We start from the raw sequence: 26622 nt of genomic DNA on the forward strand, positions 1-26622 counted from the left end.
CGAGTTTGCTTCGTCGACAAAAATATGAAATATATATATATTTCATATTATCACTTTAGAAAAGGCCTGCTGAAACTATTTTAAATCCTTGTTTCTTCACTCTTCCGCACCAACTTGTTAAACCATCATTGCAAAAATGTATCACCTATTCAACGTCATTATTGTTTCCACAAACCCGCTAAAACCAAATTCGCTCATGCTCAATCCCAAATCCCATAAAACAAAACCCTAGAAATCACACTATAAGCGATTCCTAGGGTTCAACTATTTTATAGTTTCGTCAGCAGTACGACTGTCTCCTCATGACAGGTGTGCTGATTGTTAAAACAGAATTATTGATGATTGATGTAGCTTTGTTCATCTAAAACAAGCCGTATTTTTTGATTTCACCATTATATGGATAAAAATGAATAATAAGGTATCTTAACATCCTATCCTAGACTGTTTTGTGTTAATAAAAAGGTGGGAAACGTGATTAACCATCAATTGAAGTATTAAAAAAGCTTAGAAGTTCCATACGAGGGTTTGATGAAAGCAGCAGGATATATGAATTTAAATATAACTATGCAAGGTGAAAAAACAGAAGATATTATTGAGCATATACAGGAATTACCTTAAAAGTTTGAACAACGGTTATGCTACGAGTTAGAGACGAGCGATTGAAACTTGATCATTTATTAGATTCTAATGATCCACTATTTTTTAAGGACAGGCTTCTGACAACAGAAGAAAAATCAAAATTAGGGGCCTTATCGAAATTGCTTTAAAGGATTGAAAGAGGAAAAGGCGTCATGGCAAACTTCAGAAAGTTAGCCAGTGGAAAATGGCAGGCAGGGGTACACAAGGATGGAAAATTAGTAAGCCTTACAAAAAAGGAAGCAGAAAATAGAAGCAGCAAAAGTTGAAGAAAGAAAATATTATGGACAAACAATAAATGATCGCAATATGCTTTTTGATAAAGTTGTGAAAGGATCAGCTTGAGGATAAAAAAGCAAATGTAAAGGAATGAACCTTTGTTCAGCTTGAAGTAATTTTAGAAATTACATCGCTTGGAGCATAAAACCATCAAAACAACAGCTGATCCTTATCTTGATATTACCGAAAAATAGAAGAAGACGAACTTCAAAAGTTCGCCTCCTATACTAAAAGATAAGGTCAACTTGGCACAAATTTGGCACGCCACCAAGTTGGCACGGGATGAAACCCCTCAAACCTTTGATATATATAGGTTATCCGATACTACCTTCCATTTCGAACTTAATCAAACGGTTCATTTCAACTGCGTATTCCATCGGAAGTTCTTTTGTGAACGGCTCGATGAAGCCCATAACGATCATTTCTGTCGCTTCTTCTTCAGAAATACCGCGGCTCATCAAGTAGAAAAGCTGTTCCTCAGAAACCTTTGATACTTTCGCTTCGTGCTCCAATGAAATGTTGTCGTTCAGAATTTCATTGTAAGGGATTGTATCAGAAGTTGATTTGTTATCCATGATGAGCGTATCGCACTCGATGTTTGAACGGGCGCCGTCCGCTTTCCGTCCGAAGTGGACGATACCGCGGTATGTTACTTTTCCGCCCTGTTTAGAAATCGATTTTGATACGATTGTGGATGACGTATTCGGTGCAAGGTGAATCATTTTCGCACCTGCGTCCTGATGCTGTCCTTTGCCCGCAAGAGCGATAGAAAGCGTCATGCCGCGTGCGCCTTCGCCTTTCAGAATGACAGCCGGATATTTCATCGTCAATTTAGAACCGATGTTTCCGTCTACCCATTCCATCGTCGCGTTTTCTTCACAAACGGTACGTTTCGTAACAAGGTTGTAAACGTTGTTCGCCCAGTTTTGGATCGTTGTATAACGGCAGTAGCCGCCTTTTTTCACGATGATCTCAACAACCGCGCTGTGAAGCGAGTTTGTTGTGTACACAGGAGCCGTACATCCTTCTACGTAATGAACGCTTGCTTCTTCGTCAACGATGATCAGCGTACGTTCGAACTGACCCATGTTTTCTGAGTTGATGCGGAAGTAAGCTTGAAGCGGTGTTTCAACCTTCACGCCTTTTGGCACGTAGATGAAAGATCCGCCGGACCAAACAGCTGAGTTCAGCGCCGCAAACTTGTTATCAGTCGGCGGAATGACTTTCGCCCAGTGCTCACGGAAAATGTCTTCATTTTCTTTCAGCGCGCTGTCTGTATCTTTGAAGACAATGCCTTGCGCTTCAAGATCTTCTTTCATGTTGTGATAAACAACCTCAGATTCGTACTGTGCGGAAACACCTGCAAGGTATTTTTGCTCAGCTTCAGGAATACCGAGTTTGTCGAATGTCTGTTTAATTTCCTCAGGCACTTCATCCCAAGAACGCTCTGAACGCTCAGACGGTTTTACGTAGTACGTAATCTCGTCAAAGTTTAAAGAGTTTAAATCCCCGCCCCACTGCGGCATCGGCATGTTGTAGAAATGCTCAAGAGATTTCAGGCGGAAATCAAGCATCCATTGAGGCTCTTCTTTCATACGTGAAATTTCTTCTACGATTTCTTTTGTCAATCCGCGCTCTGAACGGAAAATGGAAACGTCCTTATCGTGAAAACCGTACTTGTATTCACCAATTTCAGGCATTTTTTTAGCCATCCATTTTCACTCCAATCTTTTAATTGCCGCCTTTTTCGCCAGCGACTCCTTTTTCAAGTGCTTTCCATGAAAGGGTGGCACATTTAATCCGGGCCGGGAATTTCGCAACGCCTTGAAGGGCTTCAATATCCCCGAGATCTATTGAGTCGTCATACTCTTTCCCCAGCATCATGTCTGAGAAGATCTTAGACATGGAGAGGGCGGTATCAATATCTTTTCCTTTAATCGCCTGCGTCATCATAGAAGCTGAAGCCATGGAGATGGAGCAGCCTTCCCCATCAAACTTCGCTTCCTTAACGGTATCGCCGTCAAGCTTCATTGTCAGTCTGATCCGGTCGCCGCAAGTCGGGTTGTTCATATCGACGACGATGCTGTCATCCAAAACCCCTTTGTTGCGCGGATTTTTATAATGATCCATGATCACTTGTCTGTACAATGTATCTAAATTTGCATTAAAAGACATTTGTAAAGTACTCCTTTGTCTTTTGGAGGGCTTCCGCGAGCTTATCGATCTCGTCCTCTGTATTATACAGATAAAAACTCGCTCTCGCAGTAGCAGATACATCCAGCCATTTCATGAGCGGCTGGGCGCAATGATGGCCCGCTCTGACCGCAATGCCCTCTGCATCGAGGACAGTCGCGACATCATGAGGGTGAACATCATCAAGATTAAATGTCACAAGGCCCGCCCGCTCTTTCGGACCGTACACCGTCACGCCGTCAAGCTGTTCGAAACGGTCAAGCGCATAGGCTGCAAGCTTATGCTCATGCCGGGAAATCTCGTCGAGACCGATCTCTTCAAGAAAATCAATCGCGGCTCCCAGTCCGATCGCGCCTGCGATAATCGGCGTGCCTGCTTCAAATTTCCACGGAAGCTCTTTCCAAGTTGATTCATAAAGCCCTACAAAGTCGATCATCTCGCCGCCAAATTCGGCCGGCTCCATATTCTCAAGCAGTTCTTTCTTGCCGTACAGCACGCCGATTCCCGTCGGGCCGCACATTTTATGGGAAGAAAGCGCGAAGAAGTCGCAATCCAAGTCTTGGACGTCGATTTTCATGTGAGGTGTGCTCTGCGCTCCGTCGACCACGATGACCGCGCCATTGTCATGAGCGATTTTGGCGATTTCTTTAATCGGGTTGATCGTGCCGAGTACGTTTGACACATGAGCGACCGCCACGATCTTCGTATGGCTTGTGACAGTCTGCCGGACGTCTTCTAACGAAAGCGTGCCGTCTTCCTGCATCGGAATATATTTTAAAGTCGCGCCGGTTGCTTTTACAGCCTGCTGCCACGGAATGATATTCGCATGATGCTCCATTTGGGTGATGACCACTTCATCACCGGGTTTTAAGTTGGCGCGGGCATAGCTCAGCGCCACCATATTCAGTGAAGTTGTCGTGCCTTTTGTGAAAATGACCTCAGCCATTGACTTCGCATTAATAAACTTACGGACTTTTTCACGCGCTCCTTCATAGCCGTCTGTCGCTCTTGTGCCAAGAGTATGGACGCCTCTGTGGACATTGGAATTGTATCGGTTGTAATACTGATCCACTGCCTCAATGACAGCCCGCGGCTTCTGAGAAGTCGCCGCGCTGTCAAGGTACACGAGGTCATGTCCGTTCACTTGCTGATGAAGGATCGGGAACTGTTCACGAATATCGGTGATATTCATTATTTTACTTTCCTTTCGATGACGGAGACGAGCTGTTTCTTAACTCCTTCAATCGGAAGCTCTTTTACCACCGGAGCAAGGAATCCGTAAATGACTAAGCGTTCCGCTTCTTCTTTCGGAATTCCGCGGCTCATTAGGTAGTAAAGCTGAATCGGATCCACGCGGCCGACAGATGCCGCATGTCCTGCAGTTACATCGTCTTCATCAATTAAAAGAATCGGGTTTGCGTCACCGCGTGCTTTTTCACTCAGCATCAGGACGCGGGATTCCTGTTCAGCGTTTGCTTTAGACGCGCCGTGCTCAATTTTGCCGATCCCGTTAAAGATGGAAGATGCGGCATCTTTCATGACTCCGTGCTTCAGGATATAACCTTCTGAAGCCTTACCGAAGTGGATGATCTGCGTCGTAAAGTTTTCCGTCTGTTCTCCTCTTCCGACAACTACGGTTTTCGTATCGCCGTATGTGCCGTCTCCATAGAGGTTAGTCGTGTTTTCAGAAATCGTGTCGCCGTCGTTCATCAGACCGAGCGCCCACTCGATTCTGCTGTCGCGTCCGCGCGCGGCTCCGCGGCGGTTGACGTATGTTGTGACACCTGCTGACAGGTTGTCAACGGCACCGTACGTCACGCTGGCGTTATCACCTGTGATCACTTCACTGATAATGTTGAACACAGCTTCTTTCGGATTCACCGTGCTGATGTAGTTCTCAACGTAAGTGACGGAGCTGTGGTCTTCAGCGACGATCAGCACGTGGTTAAACAATGCCGTGTCATTGCTTTCATGAACATAAACGGCCTGAACAGGCGTTTCCACCTGAACGTTTTTAGGAACATAAAGGAATGCCCCGCCGTTCATTAATGCCGCATGAAGCGCAGTCAATTTATGCTCGTCGACCTTTACGCCGTCTTTCATGAAATATTTCTCAACGAGGTCGCTGTGCTCACGGGCAGCCGTTAAGATGTCCGTGAAAATGACGCCTTTGTCTTTCAGCTCTTTAGACAGAGACAGGAAAGCAGGCGTTTGGTCACGCTGCACGTATAACGTTTTGTCTTCGTTTTCAATGTCGATCAGCGCTTTTGCTTCATCAGCTAAATCTTCTAAAGAAGCAAGCGGCGCATTTTCTACTGTATGCTTGTTGAACTTTGTAAAGTTCCAATTTGTGATTTTTGTTTTATCAGGCTTAGGCAGCGGCAGATCTTCAGCTTTTTCAAGAGCCTGTAAGCGCAGGTTTTTCAGCCAGGCAGGTTCTTGATGCTTTTCGGAAAAGCCTTTGACATATTCCTGATCTACGGATAGTTTCGTTTCCAATGTCATGTTTATCCCCCTAACGCTTACGCTTCTTGGCCTACAGTTTCGTCTTCAATGCCGAGTTCTTTTTTAATCCAGTCATAACCTTCCGCTTCAAGGCGCTGCGCAAGTTCCGCTCCGCCTGATTTCACTACGCGTCCCTGCATCATAACGTGAACGACATCAGGCGTGATGTAGTTCAGAAGGCGCTGATAGTGAGTGATCATTAAGCAGCCGAAGTTTTCGCTGCGCATTTTGTTGATTCCTTTAGAAACGACTTTAAGCGCATCGATATCAAGACCTGAATCGATTTCGTCAAGAATGGCGATTTTCGGCTCGATCATCATAAGCTGAAGGATTTCGTTGCGTTTTTTCTCTCCGCCGGAGAAGCCTTCGTTCAGGTAACGCTGCGCCATTTCAGGGTCCATTTCAAGGAACTCCATGTTTTCGTCCATTTTGCGGATGAATTTCATAAGCGAAATTTCATCGCCTTCTTCGCGGCGTGCGTTAATCGCAGAGCGAAGGAAATCGGCATTTGTCACACCGCTGATTTCACTTGGGTACTGCATCGCAAGGAAAAGACCCGCCTGAGCGCGCTCGTCCACTTCCATTTCCAGTACATCTTTGCCGTCAAGCGTGATGCTGCCTTTTGTAACTTCGTATTTCGGGTGTCCCATAATCGCTGCTGAAAGCGTGGATTTACCGGTACCGTTCGGGCCCATGACAGCGTGGAATTCGCCGCCTTTTATTTCAAGGTTTACACCTTTTAAGATCTCTTTTCCTTCGATTTCAACGTGAAGATCCTTGATCGTTAATGTTGAAGCAGCCATATCTATACCTCCAAAATATATAATCATTATTCTCAATTTATTCTCATTCTAATTTTATAACAAATGAAAAGTAAATACAACTTTTTATATTACCCGGAACATTCCTAAAGTTTATCAAAGATCCAGGCGTAATTAAAGCTGTTTGAAACAGAAAAAGGGCGGAATTCCGCCCTTTTTTACTGACCGATTTTCTCATTAAGCTGCGCTGCGAGGAACTTGCTTTTTTGGTATTCAAGCTCCCTCTGCCGTTCGACTTCCATCCTTTTTGAAAGACGCCGTCCATATTCCTCGTAGCCGATGCCGTGTGACTTCTGCATCGCTTTTTCCATTTCAGGCGTATAGTCAAGGTCCAGTCTTTCATGGCTGGTGCAGATAATGAATCAATCCCTTCATTTGTTTGTTTCCATTGTAACAATGATCCGCTGCTCCGGCCAAAGAGAGTGTGCCCCTGAATCCTTTCGAATGTGCCGGAAACCGGCGCTGGTTTTATGTGAAAAGCGGTATTCACACGATTGCTCTTTCTAATGCGTCGTATGTCCGAATTCCTGAATGCACTGCTGCACGAGGGTCACTCCCTGACTGAGCGCTGCGCCTCCTCCGAATGCCGCCGCGACGCTGATGACCTCAAGGATGTTTTCCTCTGTCGCGCCCTGGTCAAGGCAGCCCTTCGTATGATAAATCATGCAAAATTCATCTTGGGCACTGATGCTGATGCCGAGAGCGATTAATTGTTTCTCTTTTTCAGTTAATGAATCCGCTGAGAAACACTGTTCAGTAAATTCATTAAACTTCCGTCCCATCATCGGCATTTTCTGTTCGAATATGCCTAAACCTTCTTTGTATTGTTTTAATGCGTCATGCACGCTTTTGCCGTTATCCTGATATTGAGCCACTGCCATTCCCTCCAATCGTTAACCTTCCCTTTTATTATGGACAGTTCTCCGATTAATACCCGAAAAAAACCCCGGATGATTCATCCGGGGTTTTCGCTTTATTCAGATACAGGAAGTACGGCTCCGTCGTATTTTTTCTCAATAAAGTCTTTGATTTTCTTAGAATGAAGCACTTCCATAAGCGCTTTGATTTTCGCTGATTTTTCGTCACCTTTGCGAACGGCAATGATGTTGGCGTACGGGTTGTTTTTCGTTGATTCCACTTCAATCGCATCTTTTAACGGATTCAATTTGTTTTGAATCGCATAGTTAACGTTAATGAAGACTGCGTCGCCTTCTTCTTCATTATATGCTTTCGCCGTTAATTCAGGGGCGATTTTTTTGAATATCAGGTTTTTCGGGTTTTTCGTAATGTTTTTCGTAGTGGCGTCAATTGTTTTCACCTTCGGATCCAGTGTGATCAGTCCGGCTTTTTGAAGCATCGCCAGCATACGGCCTTGTTCTGCGACGTTGTTTGTCATGATGATGGTCGCGCCTTTAGGCAGGTCTTTCAGTGATTTGTATTTTTTCGTGTAAATTCCGAACGGCTCAAGGTGAACGGCTCCGGCATTTACGAGTTTGTAGTCTTTATTTTCTTTCATTTCCTGTTCAAGGTAAGGAACGTGCTGGAAGTAGTTCGCATCCACTTCTTTGTCAGCTAACGCTTTGTTGTACATTTTGTAATCGTTCAGCACTTTTACTGTTAATGTGTAGCCTTTTTCCTTCAGAAGCGGCTCCGCTTCTTTTAAGATTTCAGCATGCGGTGTTTTTGTCGCAGCGACGACGATTTCCTTTTTATTAGAGCCGTTTGATCCGCAGGCAGTCAAAACTCCCGCGAACACAAGCAGCAGCGCACTTAGTACAATCTTTTTCAATGTAAATCCTCCCTTATCTTTTGTCTATTATATTTGTAATCACATCACCGATAATTTGAATGATAAAGACGATGATGAGAATAAATACAGTTGCCACAAACGTTACATCCGTATTATTGGACTGGTATCCTTCTACATATGCAAGGTTTCCGAGTCCGCCCGAACCGATGGCGCCGGCAATGGCGGTAGATCCGATCAGGGCGATAGCCGTAACGGTGATGCCCGAGATTAACGCAGGCATTGATTCAGGAATCAGTACTTTGAAGATAATCGTCGATGTCTTTGCTCCCATTGATCTCGCAGCTTCGATGACTCCTTTATTAACTTCCCGGAGCGCGATTTCAACAAGGCGGGCATAAAACGGCGCGGAGCCGATAATCAGCGCGGGCAATGCCGCGTTCGGCCCTAAAATCGATCCGACCAAAAACTTAGTAAAGCCGAGAAGCAGAATAATTAAAATAAGAAACGGAATAGACCTGAAAATATTGACAACCGCCGCAATCACGGTGTTAATGATTTTATTTTCCCATAAGCTTCCCTTTCCCGTTAAAAAGAGCAGAAGGCCGAGAATCGCTCCGATGACAAATGAAAAGGCTAAAGCGATGACCGTCATATAAAGAGTCTCGTATGTGGCCGTCCACAGCTCGGTTATATCAACGTTCGGGAACCATTTTTCAAACATTTGTGATCACCTCTGCTTCTACCTGTTTGTCTTTGATGAACCGGATCACGTTTTCTACTTCTTTTTCCTGACCGTCAATATGGATGAATAAAGAACCGTAGGCTCCGTCTTTCGTCTGTGAAATTTTCCCCTGCAGAATATTGACGTCCACGTCAAAGTTTCGGATCATCTCCGTAATGAGCGGCTGTTCGGCAGCCTGCCCGACAAATGAAAGCTGAATCGTTTTTCCTGTGGCGGTTTCCTGCAGAAAATGCTGAATGGTTTCTTTCGTCTCCTCCGGTTCTGTCACCTGCTGAACGAAACGCTTTGTCATCGGCTCACGCGGGTTTCTGAAGACTTGGAGCACTTCGCCTTCTTCAACGACTTTCCCGTTTTCCATGACGGCGACTCTGTTGCAGATTTTTCGGATGACGTGCATTTCATGAGTAATGAGCACAATTGTCAGGCCGAGTTTGTCATTTATATCGGATAAAAGATCTAAAATTGAATCGGTCGTCTGCGGGTCTAGCGCTGATGTCGCTTCATCACATAGAAGGACTTTCGGATTATTGGCGAGCGCCCGGGCGATGCCGACACGCTGTTTTTGTCCGCCGCTCAGCTGCGACGGATAAGACTTTTCTTTTCCTTCTAATCCGACCAGTTTAATCAATTCATCGGCGCGGCGGACTCGTTCGCTTTTTTTCACGCCGGCGATTTCCAGCGGAAACATAATGTTCTCCCGGACGGTTCGCGACCAAAGAAGGTTAAAATGCTGGAAGATCATGCTGATTTCCTGACGCGCTTTTCTCAATGCGCGGCTGCTTACTTTATTTAATTCCGTCCCCGCGACTTCCACGGTGCCTGATGTCGGCTTTTCAAGGCCGTTCAGGAGACGGATTAAGGAACTTTTACCAGCTCCGCTATATCCTATAATTCCAAATATTTCGCCCTTTTTGATATCAAGAGTGACATCTTGGACAGCATTGACATCCCCATGCTTCGCTTTGTAAATTTTTGAAACATTTTGAAGATGGATCAAAGCAATCACCTGCCTTACACTATTCTAAGAAATCTTCCGGGTTTCTCTGCAAAAGAAAAGCCTTTCTGCAAAAATGAGCAGAAAGGCTTATTGAAAAAGGCCTTTCTCTCATCTTCCAAAGCAGATCGCTTTGAGTGAATTGGCACCATTTCAACATCGTTGATGGTTGCCGGGCTTCATAGGGCACTTCCCTCCACCTCTCTTGATAAGAGAAAACATATTGTATTTTCGTCCGGAAATTCTTACTGTAGAATAGCACGGCGAATGATAAAAAGTCAATAAAATAAATAATGGGAGCTATTGTCACATAGGTAGAATGGCAGTTACGGCCGCTTGCTGACCGCCTGAAAAAATCCGTTTGTCAGCCAGAGGATGGCCTCCAGCTTCAGCAGGGCCCGAAATGATCCCTTCACTTTGAGTTTTCCGCTTTGGATAAGTTTCTGCAAAGAGACATCACCGTGCAAGAGATGAATGATTTCCGTCTGGTTTCCGTAAAAGGTCAAATTAGATTTTTCCTTTGAAGCCGCCGTTTTTCTCATTTCTCCCTGTCCGTTAATTGAGACCGTTAAGGCTTCTGTTTCTCCTTGGAATGTAATCAGCAGCGTTGAGGCGTTTAATAGCGGTTTCAAAAACAGATGCTGTCCGTCATTCTCTAAAACTTCTATTTTCTCCACTCGTATAACCTCCCGTTTTAATGGCCATACATACACATTTCTCTTTTTAACGGACAGAACCCTTTATAAACCGCACGACATTTTCCTGTAAAAATTGTCACATCGGGAACGTTTGCGATGTTTTTTGTTTAATCAGCTCATATAAATAGGAAACGGAGCGGAAGGCGTATCCTTTCTCAACAAGCTCTCCGCCTTTAAACAGCAAAAAGCACGGAACGCTCTCAATCTGATAGGCTTTGGCGAATGCGGGGGAATAATTCACGTTGTTTTTATAGAAGGCGGCTTCTGGCAGCATTTCTTCGACGACGGAAAGCATTTTGGACGCCAGCTGGCATGTGCCGCAAAACGGGGTGTACAAATACAGGAGATAGACGTCATCCTGAATCGATTCGAGTTCATTTTCTTGGAGTTCTTTCATTTTGATTACCACCTCAGGTCGTTCTTTTTCAAAAATACAGGGTCTGCATCAAGGCCGGCTCTGATCAGCACAGATGCGAGATGATGGCCCGGGCACGATTCGACTTGCCTGTATGTTCTGTCTATGCAGATATGGCGCGCTTCGGGAAGCTCCCTTTTCAGCTGTTTTCTTAATTTTTCTCCGGAGTCGTCTGCGTCCGTTAAAATATACACGTCTCTGTCAAACAGGCGGTCCGCCAAGTCTTCCAGTTCGGTTTGGCCGATCGTTCCGTTTGTACAGATGATTTCCGCGGGTTCGATGAGCACTTCCCTGACTTTGATTTTATCTGATTTTCCTTCTACGATTATGACCTTTTCATCTCCGTTGAACATAAGCGCATCACCTGCCGATTGTTTTAGGCTCAATTGAAAAAGAAGGCAGTGAAATTCACCGCCAACAGTTAACACCAGCCGTTCTCATAATCGCAATCCACATATTTCGGATCGTTGCCGTTTATGACATCGGCTGTTTTATAAAATTTTTGATTTTCAAATAAAAAGCCCTGTTTGAGCTCGTACTGGTTCATGCCTGTCATCTCGCCGATGGCTTCATTTTCATGAAACAAGGAAAACCGGCCGTTTTGAAAGCGGCCCGTGATGTTCTCCGTGACATCGACCTTTTGTTTATCAAAAGCCATATTGGACACCTCCCGTTACAGATAGAATGTCCAAATGGCCCTTTTGCTATCCGATCAGTCTTCCTGTGTCATTTCGTCATATTGCTCGGAAGTCATGAGGTTTTCGATTTCTTCAGCATCAGCCGGTTCCACGACGATCATCCACGCTTTTTCATACGGAGACTCGTTTACGAATTCAGGACTGTCATCAAGGTCTTCGTTCACTTCCGTCACCGTTCCGTTAATCGGTGCGTATAGTTCGGATACGGTTTTGACAGATTCTACGCTGCCGAATGGCTCGTCCGCTTTAATTTCAGCGCCGACTTCAGGAAGCTCGACAAATACGATGTCGCCAAGTTCGGATTGCGCGAAGTGTGTAATCCCGATACGGGCTTTTCCGTCCTCAACTTTTACCCATTCGTGCTCTTTGGAATAACGCATATCTTTCGGTGTGCTCATCTAAATCCCTCCATTTTTTTCTTATAATAAGAAGATACCATAATTCTTTGAACCTGGCATTACATCCAATATTTTTCGAATTGGTCTTCTTTAAAGCCGACAGTGACTTTTTCGCCGTCTGTCGTAATCGGGCGCTTCAGGAGCATACCGTCTGATGCCAGGAGTTCAAGCTGTTCATCCTCTGACATGTGGTACAGTTTTTCCTTTAAGTTCAGCTCGCGGTATTTCATGCCGCTCGTGTTGAAAAACTTTCTGAGCTCAAGGCCGCTCTTTTCGTAGAGGTCTTTGATTTCTTCTTTCGCCGGTGTTTCTTCCACAATATGTATTTCGTTTATTTCCTTACCGCGGTCTTCCAGCCATTTTTTCGCATTACGGCACGTTCCGCATTTAGGGTACCAGTAAAAATTTAACGACATCTTCTTCACCCCTTGTAAATGATCGTCGTTATTTTAACACAATCACTGGTAAAAACCTATAACGTTGCTTCATGAAAAAGCGCTCCGGATGAAGGAGCGCTTACAGCATGTGATCAAACCGTATATTTTTCTTCACGGAAGACAGCGGCAGCCGCTTCACGTTTTTTCTGAATGAGATTTTTCGGTGTCAAACGCGTCAGTTTGCGCAGCACAGAAAGCATCATGCGGAGGGAATCTCCTTCCTCCATGGCGATGAGTGATTCTTTGGCGTGCGCTTCAATGTTCTGAAGGGCTTCCTGGGCAAAGATTTCCGTATATAACAGCTTCTGCGCGGCTTTTTCGGCACCGTCCGCCGCAATCGCTTTTTCCGTTCTGAGGACGGCAGATTCCAAAGCGTACAGCGCGCTGACGATATCGGCAATGTTCACCATGATTTCCTGCTCGCCTTCGATCTCTTTTCCGTATTTCTGCGCCGCGAGTCCCGCTGTCAGCAGGGCGATCTTTTTCGCCTGTCTGACAATGTATTTTTCCTGTTCAAGAGGTTCTGAGCCCGGCTCTTCAGGCATCAGCATCATGAGCTCTTCCTGGAGCGCTTTCGCTTTTTCAAAGAGCGGGAGCTGCCCTTTCAAGGCTTTTTTCAGGAACGTGCTCGTTACGATCAGGCGGTTGATTTCATTTGTGCCCTCGAAAATTCTGTTGATTCTGGAGTCACGATAAGCGCGCTCCACTTCATATTCCTGCATAAACCCGTAACCGCCGTGAATTTGAACGCCTTCGTCGGCAATGTAGTCAAGTGTTTCAGACCCGCACATTTTGTTGAGCGAGCATTCAATCGCGTACTCGGCGATTGACTTCGCGACTTCGCGTCCGTCTTTTTGCGCTTCTTCCGTCAGTCTGCTCATATTATCTTCGAACAGACCCACTGTTCTGTATACAGAGCTCTCCATGGCGTAAAGCCTTGCTGACATCGTCGCAAGCTTTTCCTGAGTGAGCGTGAAACTTGAGATCGGCGTTTTAAATTGCCGGCGCTGGTTTGCGTAAGCGGCAGACAGCTCAATCACCCGTTTAGAAGCCCCGATTGTGCCGACGGCAAGCTTGTAACGCCCGATATTCAGGATATTAAAGGCAATGACATGGCCTTTTCCGATTTCGCCGAGAAGGTTTTCTTTCGGCACTTCCGCCTGATCTAAAATCAGCGTTCTTGTCGATGAACCCTTAATCCCCATTTTTTTCTCTTCAGGGCCCGTTGACACACCCGGATAATTTTTTTCTACGATAAATGCGGAAAACTTATCTCCGTCCACTTTAGCATAGACGACAAAGACATCTGCAAAGGCGGAGTTTGTAATCCATTGCTTTTCTCCATTGAGAATATAGTGTGTGCCCGCTTCATTCAAAACGGCCGTTGTTTTCGCGCCGAGGGCATCTGAACCTGAACCCGGCTCAGTTAAGGCGTATGCCGCGATTCTTTGTCCTGAAGCCAAGTCCGGCAAATATGTTTTCTTCTGTTCTTCCGTGCCGAAGAACACGATCGGCAATGAACCGATACCGACGTGAGCGCCGTAAGAAAGCGAAAAGCTGCCGGCACGTGAAAACTTTTCCGTAATGAAGGCTGAACTGATTTTATCCAGGCCGATGCCGCCGTACTCTTCAGGCACATCTGCTCCGAGGAGACCGAGATCTCCGGCTTTTTTCAGCAGTCTGACTGAGTGCTCAAACTGATGGTTTTCAATTTCATCAATATAAGGAAGAACATCGTTTACGACATAGTCTTCTGTCGTTTTGCCGATCATTTTATGTTCGTCAGTAAAATCCTCCGGTGTGAATACTTGATCATATCCCGTTTCTTCAATCAGAAAGCTGCCGCCTTTTTTGACGTTGACCGTTTCCTGTTTCATGTTCGTTTCCCCCTTTTTTTAAATGAGCTCAAATACGCCGGCAGCGCCCATGCCGCCTCCGATGCACATCGTCACCACGCCGAATTGCTCGTTTCTCCGTTTCATTTCATGGATGAGTGAAAGGGTCAGCTTCGCCCCCGTGCATCCGAGCGGATGTCCGAGCGCGATGGCGCCTCCATTTACGTTCACCTTTTCTTCATCTATTCCGAGCGATCTGATAACTTGAATGGCCTGTGAAGCAAAGGCCTCATTCAATTCAAAAAGCCCGATATCCTGTAATTCGAGTCCTGCAAGCTTGAGCGCCCGCGGAATGGCTTCAATCGGTCCGATCCCCATTACCTCTGGCGGAACGCCGCCTACGGCAAAGGAACGGAATTTGACAAGCGGCGCCAATCCGAGCGACGAAGCTTTTTCGCGATCCATCAGCATGACAGCCGCCGCGCCGTCACTTGTTTGTGAAGAGTTCCCGGCCGTCACGGTTCCCGTTTTAGAAAACGCCGGACGGAGCTTCGCTAAAACGTCAGCCGATGTGCCCGGACGCACGCCTTCATCTTGAGAAAAGATAAATTGTTTTTTCCGGGGCTTATGGTCATCACCGATTTCTGTCAGCGACACTTCAACCGGTACGATTTCGTCATTGAATTTCCCTTCTTTAAGGGCTTTTGCGGCATTCTGATGGCTCCGGACGGCAAACGCATCCTGGTCTTCTCTGGATACACCGTACCTTTCGGCGACCTGCTCCGCTGTGTGTCCCATGCTCATGTAATACTCAGGCGCATGCTCCGCCAAAGCGATATTCGGGCGGGTCACATGCCCCATCATCGGTACTTGCGACATGGATTCCGCACCGCCCGCAATTACCGTGTCACCCGCGCCGATCATGATTTTTTCAGCTCCGTAAGCGATGGATTGGAGTCCGGAAGAGCAGTAGCGGTTCACCGTAATAGCCGGCACCGTATGAGGAAGCCCCGCCAGCGCACCGATATTCCGCGCCATATTTAATCCTTGTTCGGCTTCAGGTGTTGCACATCCGATAATTAAGTCATCGATATTCCCTTCATAGCCGCCTGCCCGTTTCAGCGTTTCTTTCACACAAAGCGCGCCTAAATCATCAGGACGAACGGCTGCAAGCGACCCTTTTTTCGCTTTACCGACCGGAGTTCTCGCACCGGCCACAATGACTGCTTCTCTCATAAACACCCTCCTAGTTCCGTAAAGGTTTGCCTTTGACCAGCATATGCTGCATTCTCGCTTGAGACTTCGCCTCGCCAGCGAGGCTTAAAAAGGCTTCTCTTTCAATCTCGAGTAAATATTCTTCTGAAACCTCCGTGCCGAACGGAACTCTTCCTCCGGCAATGACATGAGCCAGCTTCTTCGCAATCTTCATATCGTGATCTGATAAATAACCCGACCGTCTCATTTGGTCTGCTCCGAGCAGTAACGCCGCACAGCCGGTTTCCCCGGTGACTCTCACTTTTTTGCGGGCTGGCGGGCGGTATCCGCTGTCATATAAGGAAGCTGCCAGCTGTTTCGCATCGTGCAGCAGGTGATCCTGATTCATGCTGACACGGTCAGCCGCGGACAAAATCTGCATATCACGCGCTTCGTGCGCCGAACCGGACACCTTTGCAAGCGCAATTGTTTCAAAGGTTTTAATGGCCGCGTCCATCAGTTCACTTCCGCTGTTCAAGTAATTCATGTACAGCTCTTTATTTCCTCCGCCGCCCGGAATAAGACCGACGCCGGTTTCAACAAGACCCATATACGATTCGCTCGCCGCCTGAACGCGTGCCGCCGGGAGACAGACTTCCGTTCCCCCGCCGAGTGTCATCCCAAACGGCGCCGCCACAACAGGTTTGGCGCTGTATTTGATGTTCAGCATCGTCTGCTGAAAACGGCGGATGACAAAATCGACTTCCATGAAGTTATCATCCTGAGCTTCCATTAAAATCATCGCAAGGTTTGCCCCCGCGCAGAAATGTCTGCCTTGGTTTCCGATGACAAGTCCTTTATAATTCCGCTCTGTTTCCTCAAGCGCATTGTCAATCATCTGAATAATGTCTAAGCCGATCGCATTGCTTTTCGTATGAAATTCCAGAAGGGCGACATCATCGCCGAGATCAATCAGACTTGCTCCGCTGTTTTTGCTGATCACGCCTTTTGTTTCTTTTAACGTTTGCAGGCTGATCCGTTTCGGATTATCTTTTACTGCCCTGTATTGGCCGTCTGAATAGTAAAATTGTGTTCCGTTTTCCTTCATATAAAATGTTTCATGGCCTTGATCAAGCATTTCTTTCACCCAGCGGGGCAGTTTTGCGCCTTCTTGTTCAAGCCGCTCCGCTGATTTTCTGACACCGATGGCATCCCACACCTCAAACGGGCCGAGCTCCCATCCGAAGCCCCATTTCATGGCGTCGTCAATCGCTTTTATATCATCAGCGATCTCACCAAGAAGCTGAGCTGAGTATAAGAGGGTTTGCGACGTAATATTCCACAGCAGTCGTCCGGCGCGGTCATCAGCATAAATAAGCGCTTTCATTTTGCCTTTGGCACCCTTTGCCTGTTTGGCGGCTTCTAAAGCGGGCGTTTTCATTTTCGTGCGCTCGCCGTATGTCATGGTTAGCGGATCGAGCTCATATATTGTTTTACCTTCTTTTTTGTAAAAACCTTGACCTGATTTGCTGCCCAGCCAATTGTTTTTCAGCATGTCATTCATAAATTCCGGCAGCTTAAACATGTCTTTTTCAGCGCCGTCGGCTTTATCATAAACATTTTTTGCCACATGAGCGAATGTATCAAGCCCCACAACGTCAAGGGTTCTGAAGGTCGCGCTTTTCGGTCTGCCGATCAAAGGCCCGGTCACCGTATCCACCTCGCCAATGCCGCAGCCGGAAGAAAGCATTTCTCTTACCGTGACTAACAAGCCGTACGTACCGATGCGGTTGGCGATAAAGTTAGGCGTGTCTTTTGCGATAACAACACCTTTTCCGAGCGTGTTTTCTGCAAATGAAGTCATAAACTTCAGCACGTCAGGATCTGTTTCCTGAATCGGAATGATTTCCAGAAGCTTTAAGTAACGGGCCGGATTAAAGAAATGGGTTCCTAAGAAATGAGCTTTAAAATCGGCAGATCTGCCTTCCGCCATTTTTGTTACGGAAATACCGGACGTATTGCTGGATACGATGCTTCCAGGTTTCCGGTGTTCATCAACAAGTGAGAAAATCTGTTTTTTTACGTCAAGATTTTCTACAACGACTTCAATAATCCAATCGGCATCATTCAATTGAGCCGCGTCATCTTCCAAATTCCCCGCCGTTATATAGTCGAGATTGGAAGCTGAAGTCAGCGGCGCCGGTTTTTGCTTCAGCAGTTTTTTCATGGCCGATCGGCTCAGTCTGCTGCGGACCTCCGGGCTTTCTAATGTCAGCCCTTTTTTCACCTCATCCTTTGTCAGCTCGTTTGGCACAATATCAAGCAGCAGGACGGGAATTCCGATGTTAGCCAAGTGCGCGGCAATTCCGGACCCCATGACGCCTGATCCGAGAACGGCTGCCTTCTTTATAAACTTGTGCATGAGTCATCCCCCTTGAACTTTGAATGAATAGTCATTCATTTTTTCGGCAAAAAAAATGAAACCCTTTTCTTCTTTCATCTTAAAAGATTTTCCGGATGACTTCAATAGCAAATATGGAATTTTTTTAAATTTTTCGCCTTCCGCATGTTCTCTGCCGGGGACGGGAAAATTAAACCCGGAGGTGAAGGATATGGTGAGAGGGAGAAAAGATCCGTCTTCTGGCGCAGTGAGCGCGGCCAGCATGAAAGGAAATGCGGGACCGAAGCAAAAATACGGCGGCGGCAAACGGACGAGCCAAAATCAGCAATATAAAAAAGAAAACATGGAATAACATACTGCGGCTGCTTTTTGAAGCAGCCGTTATTTTTTGAAGATTCCTTTCAGCACGAACGCCGCATTTGCCGGGCGCTCAGCAATTCTTCTCATCAGGTAGCCGTACCAATCGGTTCCGTACGGGACGTACACCCTCATCCTGTATCCTTCTTCGGCAAGCTCCTTCTGCCGCTCCGTTCTGATGCCGTACAGCATTTGGAATTCGAACTGCCCGCGGGGAATTTGATGGTCGCTGACGAGTGTTTTCGTATAAGAAATGATGTCCTCGTCATGTGTCGCCACCGCTGTTTCATGGCCGCTCAAAAGCTGCAGCTTAATCAGCTGCTGGAAATGAAGATCGGTCCCTTTTTTATCGGGAAACGCGACGGCTGCCGCTTCTTTATAAGCGCCTTTTACAAGCCTGAGCCGCGGCTTGTATGGCATCAGGCTGCTGATATCTTCAGCGGCGCGGTACAAATAAGCCTGAATGACGGTTCCTAGCATCGGAAAATCCGGCTTGCACCGCTTATACAAATCAAGCGTACGGCCGCACCTAGAATAGTCCTCCATGTCAACCGTTACGGGGACACGGCATTCTTTTGCTTCCTTCAATATGTCTCTGACATGCTGTTCCGCGAGTTTCTCGGAAATATCCAGACCGATGGATGTTAATTTCAGAGACAGCTCACAGTCCAATTGATGATCGGCGATCGCCCTGATTGCTTTTTTACATTCTTCGGCCGTCATTCTTGCATCTTTCTCTGAACCTGCATATTCACCAAGGTAATCAATCGAAGCCGATAACCCGTTTTGGTTCAGCCGCTTTACCGTTTTCACGGCTTCTGTGAGCGTTTCCCCCGCAACGAATCTTCCCGCGCCGAAGCGGAGGCCGTAAGCCTGGGCGAATTTCGTAAGCATTTTATTTTTCGACAAAAATAAACATATACTCCGCAGCAAGGGTGACCCCCCTCCTTTTTCTTTTATTCGTGTATGAAATCCCGATCGCAGAGAAAAAACACGCTAAATGTACAAATTGGCAGAATATCAATCCAGCACATATATCCTTAAGACTCGTACGCCAAAGCAAGGATTTATATTATCAAGATATTCAAACGGTTTTTAAAGAGACACAAAAAAGTAAATAGGCTATTTATCCAGTTGATATTTGACTTATAATTCATTTCTTCTTTCCCAAAAATACTTATAATTACAATCCTTTATACCTTTATAATTTGAAAATATTCCTTAAAAGATAATTGATTTATATTTTACAATGGCTTATATTTAAAATTGATAATTCAGTTTAATGAACGTATCTATTAAAAAGGAAAAGCAGAATTTCAAAATCATTCTGCTGAATTTACCTATGCCTCACAAACATACCTCCAAAGCATTATTATTATTTTTTTCTAATAGCTTTACGGATCCTTCATCTTTAAGATGGCTTCTCTTACCTAACGGAATTTAAAGAAGGGACCGCATGAGTTATCCATTTACCTTATTTTTGAAGAATCACTATGCTCGAAACATACGAAAAGAGGGAACCTTCAAGTGGATTCAACAGGAAAATCTAAACGTACACTTTTATTAATCGGACTGATTATAGCTATGTTTTTTTCCGCCCTAGACGGAACGATCGTAGGGACGGTTATGCCTAAGATTGTAGGAGATCTCGGCGGACTGAGCATGATGACTTGGCTGACTACAGCGTACCTATTAACTTCTACATCCATTGTTCCAATTGCAGGAAAACTGGCGGACCTATTAGGCCGGCGGGCCGTATATATGGCCGGACTGATTATATTCATGATCGGGTCTTCACTGTGCGGTCTGGCTGATAATATGAAAGCATTAATTGTGTTCCGAGGATTACAAGGACTTGGCGGAGGCATTATGATGCCGATGGCCATGATTGTCATTGGAGATTTATTTACAGGCAAACAGCGTGCCAGATTTCAAGGTGTATTTGGCGGCATTTACGCCCTTGCCTCTGTAATCGGACCGCAAATTGGGGGGTGGATTGTAGATTCTTTCAGTTGGCATTGGGTATTTTTTATCAATTTGCCCGTGGGAATGGTAGCTGTGTTCTTTATTGCGATGGGGCTGCAAGCTAAGAAATACACGGGACCGATTCATTTTGATTTTACCGGAATGTTTACAATGATTACGGGCGTCGTCTGTTTGCTGCTTACTCTCAGTTTTGGCGGAAAAGAATTTGACTGGTTGTCCTGGCAGACATTTTGTCTACTAGCTTTGGCCACTATAAGTATTATAGGTTTTGTATTTGCAGAAAAAAAAGCTAAAGAACCAATCCTGCCTATGCAACTTTTAAAAAGCAGAACTTTTATCTTCCTAAATTTAATAGGGTTCTTTATGAGTATTGGGATGTTTGCAGCAATCACTTTTGTCCCATTCTTCATGCAAGGAATAATCGGTATGAGTGCATCAGAGTCCGGCACGATCATGACACCAATGATGATTGCAATGATTATCTCAAGTATTATAGGCGGACAGCTGGTCTTTAAAATCGGCATTAAAGCACAAATTATCATGGGGATGGCAATCATATCATGTGCTTATTTTTTATTATCTACATTAGAAGATGACACAAGCAAATTAACCGCAACTACTTATGTAGCAATCATTGGCTTTGGTATGGGGCTTGTTATGCCCATTATTACTCTGGCACTTCAAGAAAGTTTCTCTAAAGAAACGCTCGGCGTCGTTACTTCGTCAAGCCAATTTTTCCGCTCAATCGGAGGTACGTTTGGAATTACGATTCTGGGGGCAGTGATGAATGCCAAGTCAGGAAATATATTAACCGATAAATTAGTTCCTTTTTTGGACAATTTTCCAAAACAAGAAAACGCATTGGCAGCTCATCTCAAAGAGATGATCAGCAGCAATCCCCAAGTCCTGCTGCAGAGGCTGTTCAGTTCTGATTCATTCGAACAATTTCCGCATTCTATAGCAAATCACATCATACCGATAATGAAGACAGCGTTAATGGACTCTCTTCACAGTGTATTTTTCGCAGGGCTTATATTATTAATCGCCGGAGTATTTTCTGCTTTTCTTCTACCAAAAATTAAAATATCTGAAAGAAAAGCTGGCACCGATCTAGACACTAAGCCAGCAGCAGAAGCCCAATCCTAGTGCCTCTGCTGACAACTGCATCATATTGAAACGTTAACATAAACAGGCATTATCCGAAGGTTTTCTCTTCTGATAGTGCCTGTTTTATTGTAAATATTCATGTCTCTTACACAAATGGTGAGTTATTTTAATTTATCTGTATGAAATCCCGATCGCAGAGAAAGCTAAAAAGAACAGAATTGAAGGAGGCGTTTAAATGAACAACCAAGAGCAGCACGGAAACTTGCCGCCTGCCGTCATCTCAACGAAAGACCATTTGTACCTTGAGGACATGCTGAACTGGAATCTTCTTGCCATGAAAAAAGCTCATTTTATGGCGGAACACTGCCAGAATCAGACGTTAAAACAAGAGCTTGAACAAATCGGCCGGATGCATCAGAAGCATTATCAAAACATATTGGGCCACTTGAATCCTGCTCAAGGCGGACAGACAACAACAGGCTATATGCAATAGGAGGACAATACATGGAACAGCAAAATCAAAAAATCACTAACCCGCAAACGCCCGTGCCCAATACGGCGCAAATGAATGACAGAGACTTGGTGAATGAGCTGCTGACGACGGAAAAGTATATAACGGCTTCATATTGCACGGCCCTGCACGAGCTCAGCCATGAGTCTCTTTATCAAGATATTCAGGCCATTTTCGATGAGTCACAAAAAGCGCAAAGAAGATTATACGATGTGATGTTTCAGAATGGCTGGTATTCCATTGAAGCAGCCGATACCCAAAAGCTTCAGCAATCGTATCAGAAGTTCCAGCAGACGATTCAGCAGCAGTCACCCTACCAGCAGTAACACGAAGAAAAAGGATTTGATGTTTTCGCCAAACATCAATCCTTTTTTTATTTTTGCACAAAAGGATTGACTTAACATTAATCCTTATTTATATTTAACTAATGTTAATTATTTTTCAAAGGAACTGATGAGGAGGAATTATGAAAAACGCGGATCAATATGTGTCTGATATCCAAAAATCTCTTCAGACGCTGCTGCAAAACATACAGCCGGAAATGATGGAAAGCATGGCGATGCATGAGGTGACGCCTGCCCAATTATTTGTTTTAGCCAGCCTGAAAAAGCACGGGAGCTGCAAAGTTTCCGAAATCGCGGAACGCATGGAAGTAAAACCGAGCGCAGTGACGCTGATGGCCGACCGCCTCGAGCAAAAAGGGCTCATCGTCCGCAAACATAATCAGCAGGACAGACGTGTCATCGATATCAGCCTTACCAAAAAAGGCGAAAAAAAATTCGAAGATGTCGTGGAAGGAAGAAAAGCGATATTAGCGCGAAACCTGTCCGTTCTGACTGATGAGGAACTGCTTCAGTCCATGAACATCGTCCGCAAAGTAGCGGAAGCCGCCGAGAAATACGCGGCGGCTAAAAAAGAAAATGATAGAAAAGAGGAGCTGCCGAAACATGAGCATTGAACAAAAGGATCCAAAACGCGCATTATTAATAACCGGTTTAATTATCGCCATGTTTTTCTCAGCCCTTGACGGCACCATCGTAGGAACGGCGATTCCTAAAATCGTGGGTGACCTCGGGGGATTAAGCATGATGACGTGGCTGACCACGGCATATCTTTTAACTTCAACGACGATCGTTCCGATTGCGGGGAAACTTGCAGATTTATTGGGGCGCCGCGTCGTATATGTGTCAGGTTTATTGATTTTTATGGGAGCTTCCGCACTGTGCGGAATGGCCAGCAACATGACGGAACTGATTATTTTCCGCGGCCTTCAGGGAATCGGCGGCGGTGTCATGATGCCGATGGCCATGATCGTCATCGGGGATTTGTTCACAGGGAAACAGCGTGCCAAGTTCCAAGGGCTTTTCGGGGCGATTTACGGTCTTGCTTCCGTTATCGGCCCGCAAATCGGGGGCTGGATTGTTGACTCTTTAAATTGGAAATGGGTTTTCTATATCAACCTGCCTGTCGGAATCTTAGCCGTGATCTTTATCGCAAGAGGACTTCAGGGCAGAAAACAGACTGGGCCGATTAACTTTGACATCGCCGGCATTTTCACAATGATCGTCGGAATCGTCAGCCTCCTCCTCGCGCTCAGCTTCGGAGGAAAGGATTACGCATGGGGATCATGGCAGATTATCGGTCTCTTTGTACTTGCGCTTGCCGGAATTGTCGGATTCGTTTTCGCTGAAATCAAAGCAAAAGAGCCAATTCTTCCGATGTATCTGTTTAAAAACAGAACGTTTACTGTACTGAATCTGATCGGCTTTTTCATGAGTATCGGCATGTTCGGCGCCGTCACGTTTGTTCCTTTCTTTATGCAGGGAATTATCGGCGTCAGCGCCACCGCGTCCGGAACGATTATGACGCCGATGATGGTATCTATGATCATCACAAGTATTATCGGAGGCCAGCTGGTTTACAAAATCGGGATTAAACCGCAAATCATGATCGGCATGCTGATCATGGCCGTCGGCTTCTTCTTATTAACGACTTTGCAGCTGGATACCAGCAAACTCGCGGCTACGTGCTATATGGCCGTGATCGGTCTTGGAATGGGGCTCGTCATGCCGCTTCTCACGCTCGCTCTGCAAGAAACGTTTTCAAAAGAAGAGCTTGGCGTCGTGACTTCTTCAAGCCAATTTTTCCGGATGATCGGGGGAACGTTCGGCATTACGGTGCTAGGCGCTGTCATGAATGCCAGATCCGGAAGCCTTTTATCCGACAGACTGGTGCCTTACTTAGACTCACTCCCGAAACAGGCAAGTGCTTTTGCCGAGCAGTTTAAAGGTATGATTGACAAGAATCCTGAAGGACTGCTTCAATCCCTGTTCAGTCAGGAATCGATTAAGCAGATTCCTGCCGCGTTTTCTTCCCATATCGTGCCGGTTTTGAAAACGTCACTGATGGATTCGCTTCACAGCGTGTTTTTCACAGGGCTGGCCTTCATCGCAGCCGGATTGATCCTGACGCTGTTTGTTAAATCAATTAAACTGACAAACAAAAAAACAGGCAAAGAAGAAGAAAAAGCGAAAGCCGTTTAATAGAGAAAAAGCCCGCGATGGCCGCGGGCTTTTTTTTATATCATCTGGGCCTTCCCGTTTCCGAAAGACCAGTCTCCCGCCGCATTGCCCGAGAGGACGATAAACACATCTTCGGCTGGGCTCGGCATTACACTGCTTCCGAGAAGCGTAATCACACAGCACGCCGCACTGGGAGCGGTTCGGATTTGGACCATCCCTGAATCCTTCAGCCTGATGAAAACGGAATTTGTCACGCGGAAGGATTCGTATATGAGCAGTGCATTACGGGCCTTTATTGATTCGTTTTCAGCAAAAAAAGCTTCCGGCACCCCTCTTTGATGCCGAAAGCTTTTTTATTGTTTTTTTCTGTGATCTTCATTGAGCTGTTTAATGTGCTGTATCGCGGCTTTTATGCCCTCTTTGGCGTCCGGGTAGGATTCATTCCAATGTTTTACGAGGGGAGGCATGCTTTTTGCGATATGTGTATACAAAATCCACTGCCTGACTTCTTCCTTTAGATCCGGATTTGTTTCTCCAAGCAATAGTTCTGTGTATTTCTCAAGCAGGCCGTCCAGCTGCTGCTGTAGCTTCTCTTCCATACCGTTCCCTTCCCTTTTCCATGATTATGACAATCGGGCGGTGAGGGCCGCTTCCTGCACGATACATCTGCCGCGTCCGTGCGGAATGCAAAGCGGCGTGCCGAACAGCGGGTCCTGTGTTACCTGGCAGTTCATCGCAAATACCTTCTGCACAAGCTCACAAGTGATGACTTCTTCGGGACGCCCCTCTGCGTAAATCTGTTTATCCTTAATGGCGACCAGATAATGAGCATAACGGCATGCCAGATTGAGGTCGTGCAGCACCATGACGATCGTCCGTTTTTCTTTTTCATTTAATTCAAACAGCAAATCAAGTATTTCAATTTGATGCGTCATGTCGAGATAGGTTGTCGGCTCGTCAAGCAGAATGATATCCGTATCCTGAGCGAGTGTCATCGCAATCCATGCACGCTGTCGCTGTCCGCCTGACAAGGAATCCACCGGGCGGTCGGCCATTTCCTCAAGCTTCGTCGCTTTAAGCGCTTTTGCCACGGCGTCTTCGTCCTCTTTGGACCATTGCTTCAGCCAGCTTTGATAAGGGTATCTTCCCTGCTTCACAAGCTGATGCACCGTCAGGCCTTCGGGAGCTGACGGACTCTGCGGCAAGATAGCCAGTTCTCTTGCGACTTCCTTCGTTGGAAGCTTAGCGATGGCTTTTCCTTCTAAAAGCACAGAACCGCCCCTCGGTTTCATCAGCCGTGCCAATGAACGTAAAAGCGTCGATTTTCCGCAGCCGTTGCTTCCGATCAATACAGTTATTTCGCCTTTTGGAATCGCAACATCCAATTCGTCAATGATAACAGTCTCTCCGTACCCTAAGCTCAGCGTCTCTGTAGAAATTGCACTCATACCGCTAACCGCTCCTTTTTTGTGTTTCCCAACACTATGTATATAAACAAACTGCTTACACATTCAACGTGAGATAATGATTATATTGTAACAGAAATTAATGACTCTGAATATCATTATCAATTAGTTTTGGGCAAAAAAGCAGCGGACGGAGGTTATTTTTTTATTTCCGTCATTTCTCCGTCGCTTTTTTTCAGTTTCAAATAAAAATGGTCATAATGGCTGTCTAAATTAAAAGCCGAAAGCACCTGCCGGACGACTTCGCCTTCCTGCATCCGGCTGTTTACGGCAAGTTCCCCGAGGATCATCTTCATTTCATCGAGCGCTTCCTCGCCCTCTCTGTGAACCCCTGAGAGCTTATCCTGGATGTCTGCCTTTTCATGACCACCTTTTCTTTCATACAAACCCTCATAGCGGTTATGCTCTCCGGCTCCGTAGTTGACGCGCAGGGAAAAGCTGCTGTAAGGAACCGGCTTCGCGGATGACACGGGTGTGCTGTCTTGTTCCGCTTCCCGTTTTTCTTCATTCAATCGGCAGCCGGCAATCAGCATCAGCGTAAGACATAAAACGCCCACCGTCCTGATCCATTTCATGCGATTCACTCCCATTCAATTCCGATCGTTTTTAGGTATTTCCAAGGGAGGCCGCTGTCATTCATGGAACAAAAAAGAACCGGAGCGGTAACAGCTCCGGCC

29 protein-coding genes, 1 pseudogene and 1 riboswitch are annotated in these 26622 nt (G+C 45.9%); of the genes and pseudogenes, 7 read left to right on the forward strand and 23 right to left on the reverse strand.

The annotated features are described in order from the left end of the window. Positions 1-1229: 1229 nt before the first annotated feature. The 19 genes from sufB to QRX25_RS15860 form a co-directional block, all read right to left on the reverse strand. Positions 1230-2627 (reverse strand): Fe-S cluster assembly protein SufB, encoded by a 1398-nt coding sequence (gene sufB, locus QRX25_RS15770; RefSeq protein WP_003151878.1) that lies wholly within the window; start codon positions 2625-2627, stop codon positions 1230-1232. A 19-nt stretch (positions 2628-2646) separates the two neighbouring features. Next, positions 2647-3090, reverse strand: a complete 444-nt coding sequence (gene sufU / locus QRX25_RS15775; RefSeq protein ID WP_065982263.1) for a Fe-S cluster assembly sulfur transfer protein SufU — start codon at positions 3088-3090, stop codon at positions 2647-2649. Further along, positions 3080-4300, reverse strand: coding sequence for a cysteine desulfurase SufS (gene sufS / locus QRX25_RS15780; RefSeq protein ID WP_212099216.1), 1221 nt, complete (start codon positions 4298-4300; stop codon positions 3080-3082). Before sufS ends, sufU begins: the two co-directional genes overlap by 11 nt. Next, entirely contained in the window at positions 4300-5613 is a 1314-nt protein-coding gene (gene sufD, locus QRX25_RS15785) for a Fe-S cluster assembly protein SufD (RefSeq protein WP_013353527.1), read from the reverse strand. The genes sufS and sufD overlap by 1 nt, the downstream gene beginning before the upstream one ends. 17 nt (positions 5614-5630) lie before the next feature. Beyond that, positions 5631-6416, reverse strand: a complete 786-nt coding sequence (gene sufC, locus QRX25_RS15790) for a Fe-S cluster assembly ATPase SufC (protein ID WP_071347653.1) — start codon at positions 6414-6416, stop codon at positions 5631-5633. Between the two features lie 176 nt (positions 6417-6592). Next, positions 6593-6745 (reverse strand): YuzK family famiily protein, encoded by a 153-nt coding sequence (locus QRX25_RS15795; protein WP_003151857.1) that lies wholly within the window; start codon positions 6743-6745, stop codon positions 6593-6595. 192 nt (positions 6746-6937) lie between these two features. After that, positions 6938-7315 carry a carboxymuconolactone decarboxylase family protein gene (locus QRX25_RS15800; RefSeq protein ID WP_031306536.1) on the reverse strand — a complete coding sequence of 126 codons (378 nt, stop codon included), beginning with the start codon at positions 7313-7315 and terminating at the stop codon, positions 6938-6940. Positions 7316-7407: 92 nt separating this feature from the next. Then, positions 7408-8223: a MetQ/NlpA family ABC transporter substrate-binding protein gene (metQ, locus tag QRX25_RS15805; RefSeq protein WP_212099219.1), complete on the reverse strand. Its 816-nt coding sequence runs from the start codon at positions 8221-8223 to the stop codon at positions 7408-7410. 13 nt (positions 8224-8236) lie between these two features. Continuing rightward, complete coding sequence (locus QRX25_RS15810) at positions 8237-8905, reverse strand: methionine ABC transporter permease (protein WP_065522184.1); 669 nt, start codon at positions 8903-8905, stop codon at positions 8237-8239. Continuing rightward, positions 8898-9923, reverse strand: coding sequence for a methionine ABC transporter ATP-binding protein (metN, locus tag QRX25_RS15815; RefSeq protein WP_212099221.1), 1026 nt, complete (start codon positions 9921-9923; stop codon positions 8898-8900). Before metN ends, QRX25_RS15810 begins: the two co-directional genes overlap by 8 nt. A gap of 105 nt (positions 9924-10028) precedes the next feature. Then, a riboswitch (SAM riboswitch) is annotated at positions 10029-10135 on the reverse strand. A 111-nt stretch (positions 10136-10246) separates the two neighbouring features. Beyond that, a complete protein-coding gene (locus QRX25_RS15820) occupies positions 10247-10597 on the reverse strand; it encodes an SCP2 sterol-binding domain-containing protein (protein WP_013353532.1) in 351 nt (116 codons plus the stop codon). A gap of 97 nt (positions 10598-10694) precedes the next feature. Then, positions 10695-11015: a thioredoxin family protein gene (locus QRX25_RS15825; protein WP_013353533.1), complete on the reverse strand. Its 321-nt coding sequence runs from the start codon at positions 11013-11015 to the stop codon at positions 10695-10697. Between the two features lie 5 nt (positions 11016-11020). Next, positions 11021-11386: a toprim domain-containing protein gene (locus tag QRX25_RS15830; RefSeq protein WP_014470995.1), complete on the reverse strand. Its 366-nt coding sequence runs from the start codon at positions 11384-11386 to the stop codon at positions 11021-11023. A gap of 68 nt (positions 11387-11454) precedes the next feature. Next, positions 11455-11691, reverse strand: a complete 237-nt coding sequence (locus QRX25_RS15835; RefSeq protein ID WP_013353535.1) for a YusG family protein — start codon at positions 11689-11691, stop codon at positions 11455-11457. A 54-nt stretch (positions 11692-11745) separates the two neighbouring features. After that, a complete protein-coding gene (gcvH, locus tag QRX25_RS15840; RefSeq protein ID WP_013353536.1) occupies positions 11746-12129 on the reverse strand; it encodes a glycine cleavage system protein GcvH in 384 nt (127 codons plus the stop codon). 59 nt (positions 12130-12188) lie between these two features. Next, the gene (locus QRX25_RS15845) at positions 12189-12545 is read right to left on the reverse strand and encodes an arsenate reductase family protein (RefSeq protein ID WP_045511825.1); all 357 of its coding nucleotides are present in this window, start codon (positions 12543-12545) and stop codon (positions 12189-12191) included. A gap of 113 nt (positions 12546-12658) precedes the next feature. After that, entirely contained in the window at positions 12659-14443 is a 1785-nt protein-coding gene (locus QRX25_RS15850; RefSeq protein WP_065982269.1) for an acyl-CoA dehydrogenase FadE, read from the reverse strand. 18 nt (positions 14444-14461) lie between these two features. Beyond that, positions 14462-15637 carry an acetyl-CoA C-acetyltransferase gene (locus tag QRX25_RS15855; RefSeq protein WP_065982270.1) on the reverse strand — a complete coding sequence of 392 codons (1176 nt, stop codon included), beginning with the start codon at positions 15635-15637 and terminating at the stop codon, positions 14462-14464. Between the two features lie 10 nt (positions 15638-15647). Then, positions 15648-18017, reverse strand: a complete 2370-nt coding sequence (locus QRX25_RS15860; protein WP_212099224.1) for a 3-hydroxyacyl-CoA dehydrogenase/enoyl-CoA hydratase family protein — start codon at positions 18015-18017, stop codon at positions 15648-15650. A gap of 190 nt (positions 18018-18207) precedes the next feature. On the opposite strand from QRX25_RS15860, the gene QRX25_RS15865 reads away from it, so the two are divergent. Continuing rightward, entirely contained in the window at positions 18208-18348 is a 141-nt protein-coding gene (locus QRX25_RS15865) for a YuzL family protein (protein ID WP_013353541.1), read from the forward strand. Positions 18349-18377: 29 nt separating this feature from the next. On the opposite strand, the gene QRX25_RS15870 is transcribed toward QRX25_RS15865, so the two are convergent. Beyond that, positions 18378-19286, reverse strand: coding sequence for a proline dehydrogenase family protein (locus tag QRX25_RS15870; RefSeq protein WP_212099227.1), 909 nt, complete (start codon positions 19284-19286; stop codon positions 18378-18380). 651 nt (positions 19287-19937) lie between these two features. Here QRX25_RS15870 and QRX25_RS15875 point away from each other — a divergent pair. The 6 genes from QRX25_RS15875 to QRX25_RS15900 all read left to right on the forward strand — a co-directional run bounded on the left by QRX25_RS15875 (position 19938) and on the right by QRX25_RS15900 (position 24818). Further along, the gene (locus QRX25_RS15875) at positions 19938-21485 is read left to right on the forward strand and encodes an MDR family MFS transporter (RefSeq protein WP_373925712.1); all 1548 of its coding nucleotides are present in this window, start codon (positions 19938-19940) and stop codon (positions 21483-21485) included. 196 nt (positions 21486-21681) lie between these two features. Beyond that, on the forward strand, positions 21682-21939 hold the full coding sequence (locus QRX25_RS15880) for a hypothetical protein (RefSeq protein ID WP_065982274.1): 258 nt from the start codon (positions 21682-21684) through the stop codon (positions 21937-21939). 11 nt (positions 21940-21950) lie between these two features. Continuing rightward, on the forward strand, positions 21951-22283 hold the full coding sequence (locus tag QRX25_RS15885; RefSeq protein WP_065982275.1) for a spore coat protein: 333 nt from the start codon (positions 21951-21953) through the stop codon (positions 22281-22283). Between the two features lie 140 nt (positions 22284-22423). Next, positions 22424-22915, forward strand: a complete 492-nt coding sequence (locus tag QRX25_RS15890) for a MarR family winged helix-turn-helix transcriptional regulator (protein ID WP_212099231.1) — start codon at positions 22424-22426, stop codon at positions 22913-22915. Then, entirely contained in the window at positions 22905-24500 is a 1596-nt protein-coding gene (locus tag QRX25_RS15895) for an MDR family MFS transporter (protein WP_115996993.1), read from the forward strand. Before QRX25_RS15890 ends, QRX25_RS15895 begins: the two co-directional genes overlap by 11 nt. 84 nt (positions 24501-24584) lie before the next feature. Next, on the forward strand, positions 24585-24818 hold the full coding sequence (locus QRX25_RS15900; protein WP_258415311.1) for a LysR substrate-binding domain-containing protein: 234 nt from the start codon (positions 24585-24587) through the stop codon (positions 24816-24818). Between the two features lie 14 nt (positions 24819-24832). Here the strand turns inward: QRX25_RS15900 and QRX25_RS15905 are convergent. The 3 genes and pseudogenes from QRX25_RS15905 to QRX25_RS15915 form a co-directional block, all read right to left on the reverse strand. Continuing rightward, a pseudogene (locus tag QRX25_RS15905) lies at positions 24833-25100 on the reverse strand (YusU family protein). Between the two features lie 2 nt (positions 25101-25102). Continuing rightward, positions 25103-25927: an ABC transporter ATP-binding protein gene (locus QRX25_RS15910; RefSeq protein WP_065982279.1), complete on the reverse strand. Its 825-nt coding sequence runs from the start codon at positions 25925-25927 to the stop codon at positions 25103-25105. Positions 25928-26082: 155 nt separating this feature from the next. Next, the gene (locus tag QRX25_RS15915; RefSeq protein WP_115996992.1) at positions 26083-26520 is read right to left on the reverse strand and encodes a YusW family protein; all 438 of its coding nucleotides are present in this window, start codon (positions 26518-26520) and stop codon (positions 26083-26085) included. Positions 26521-26622 lie beyond the last annotated feature (102 nt).

It is taken from the genome of Bacillus sp. L381 (assembly GCF_030284525.1).
GTDB classification, from domain to species: domain Bacteria; phylum Bacillota; class Bacilli; order Bacillales; family Bacillaceae; genus Bacillus; species Bacillus amyloliquefaciens.

Excerpts from the sequence above, each read along its gene's own strand:
- QRX25_RS15795 (WP_003151857.1), bottom strand. The coding sequence starts at position 6,745 with ATGGAAAAAGCGATGCAGAAGTCACACGGCATCGGCTACGAGGAATAT.
- gcvH (WP_013353536.1), bottom strand. The coding sequence starts at position 12,129 with ATGAGCACACCGAAAGATATGCGTTATTCCAAAGAGCACGAATGGGTA.
- QRX25_RS15810 (WP_065522184.1), bottom strand. The coding sequence starts at position 8,905 with ATGTTTGAAAAATGGTTCCCGAACGTTGATATAACCGAGCTGTGGACG.
- QRX25_RS15825 (WP_013353533.1), bottom strand. The coding sequence starts at position 11,015 with ATGAAAGAACTCCAAGAAAATGAACTCGAATCGATTCAGGATGACGTC.
- QRX25_RS15860 (WP_212099224.1), bottom strand. The coding sequence starts at position 18,017 with ATGCACAAGTTTATAAAGAAGGCAGCCGTTCTCGGATCAGGCGTCATG.
- QRX25_RS15865 (WP_013353541.1), top strand. The coding sequence starts at position 18,208 with ATGGTGAGAGGGAGAAAAGATCCGTCTTCTGGCGCAGTGAGCGCGGCC.
- QRX25_RS15910 (WP_065982279.1), bottom strand. The coding sequence starts at position 25,927 with ATGAGTGCAATTTCTACAGAGACGCTGAGCTTAGGGTACGGAGAGACT.
- QRX25_RS15855 (WP_065982270.1), bottom strand. The coding sequence starts at position 15,637 with ATGAGAGAAGCAGTCATTGTGGCCGGTGCGAGAACTCCGGTCGGTAAA.
- QRX25_RS15885 (WP_065982275.1), top strand. The coding sequence starts at position 21,951 with ATGGAACAGCAAAATCAAAAAATCACTAACCCGCAAACGCCCGTGCCC.
- QRX25_RS15875 (WP_373925712.1), top strand. The coding sequence starts at position 19,938 with ATGTTTTTTTCCGCCCTAGACGGAACGATCGTAGGGACGGTTATGCCT.
- QRX25_RS15830 (WP_014470995.1), bottom strand. The coding sequence starts at position 11,386 with ATGTTCAACGGAGATGAAAAGGTCATAATCGTAGAAGGAAAATCAGAT.
- QRX25_RS15845 (WP_045511825.1), bottom strand. The coding sequence starts at position 12,545 with ATGTCGTTAAATTTTTACTGGTACCCTAAATGCGGAACGTGCCGTAAT.
- sufU (WP_065982263.1), bottom strand. The coding sequence starts at position 3,090 with ATGTCTTTTAATGCAAATTTAGATACATTGTACAGACAAGTGATCATG.
- sufC (WP_071347653.1), bottom strand. The coding sequence starts at position 6,416 with ATGGCTGCTTCAACATTAACGATCAAGGATCTTCACGTTGAAATCGAA.
- QRX25_RS15895 (WP_115996993.1), top strand. The coding sequence starts at position 22,905 with ATGAGCATTGAACAAAAGGATCCAAAACGCGCATTATTAATAACCGGT.
- QRX25_RS15880 (WP_065982274.1), top strand. The coding sequence starts at position 21,682 with ATGAACAACCAAGAGCAGCACGGAAACTTGCCGCCTGCCGTCATCTCA.
- sufB (WP_003151878.1), bottom strand. The coding sequence starts at position 2,627 with ATGGCTAAAAAAATGCCTGAAATTGGTGAATACAAGTACGGTTTTCAC.
- sufD (WP_013353527.1), bottom strand. The coding sequence starts at position 5,613 with ATGACATTGGAAACGAAACTATCCGTAGATCAGGAATATGTCAAAGGC.
- sufS (WP_212099216.1), bottom strand. The coding sequence starts at position 4,300 with ATGAATATCACCGATATTCGTGAACAGTTCCCGATCCTTCATCAGCAA.
- QRX25_RS15800 (WP_031306536.1), bottom strand. The coding sequence starts at position 7,315 with ATGGCAGTGGCTCAATATCAGGATAACGGCAAAAGCGTGCATGACGCA.
- QRX25_RS15835 (WP_013353535.1), bottom strand. The coding sequence starts at position 11,691 with ATGGCTTTTGATAAACAAAAGGTCGATGTCACGGAGAACATCACGGGC.
- QRX25_RS15890 (WP_212099231.1), top strand. The coding sequence starts at position 22,424 with ATGAAAAACGCGGATCAATATGTGTCTGATATCCAAAAATCTCTTCAG.
- QRX25_RS15915 (WP_115996992.1), bottom strand. The coding sequence starts at position 26,520 with ATGAAATGGATCAGGACGGTGGGCGTTTTATGTCTTACGCTGATGCTG.
- QRX25_RS15850 (WP_065982269.1), bottom strand. The coding sequence starts at position 14,443 with ATGAAACAGGAAACGGTCAACGTCAAAAAAGGCGGCAGCTTTCTGATT.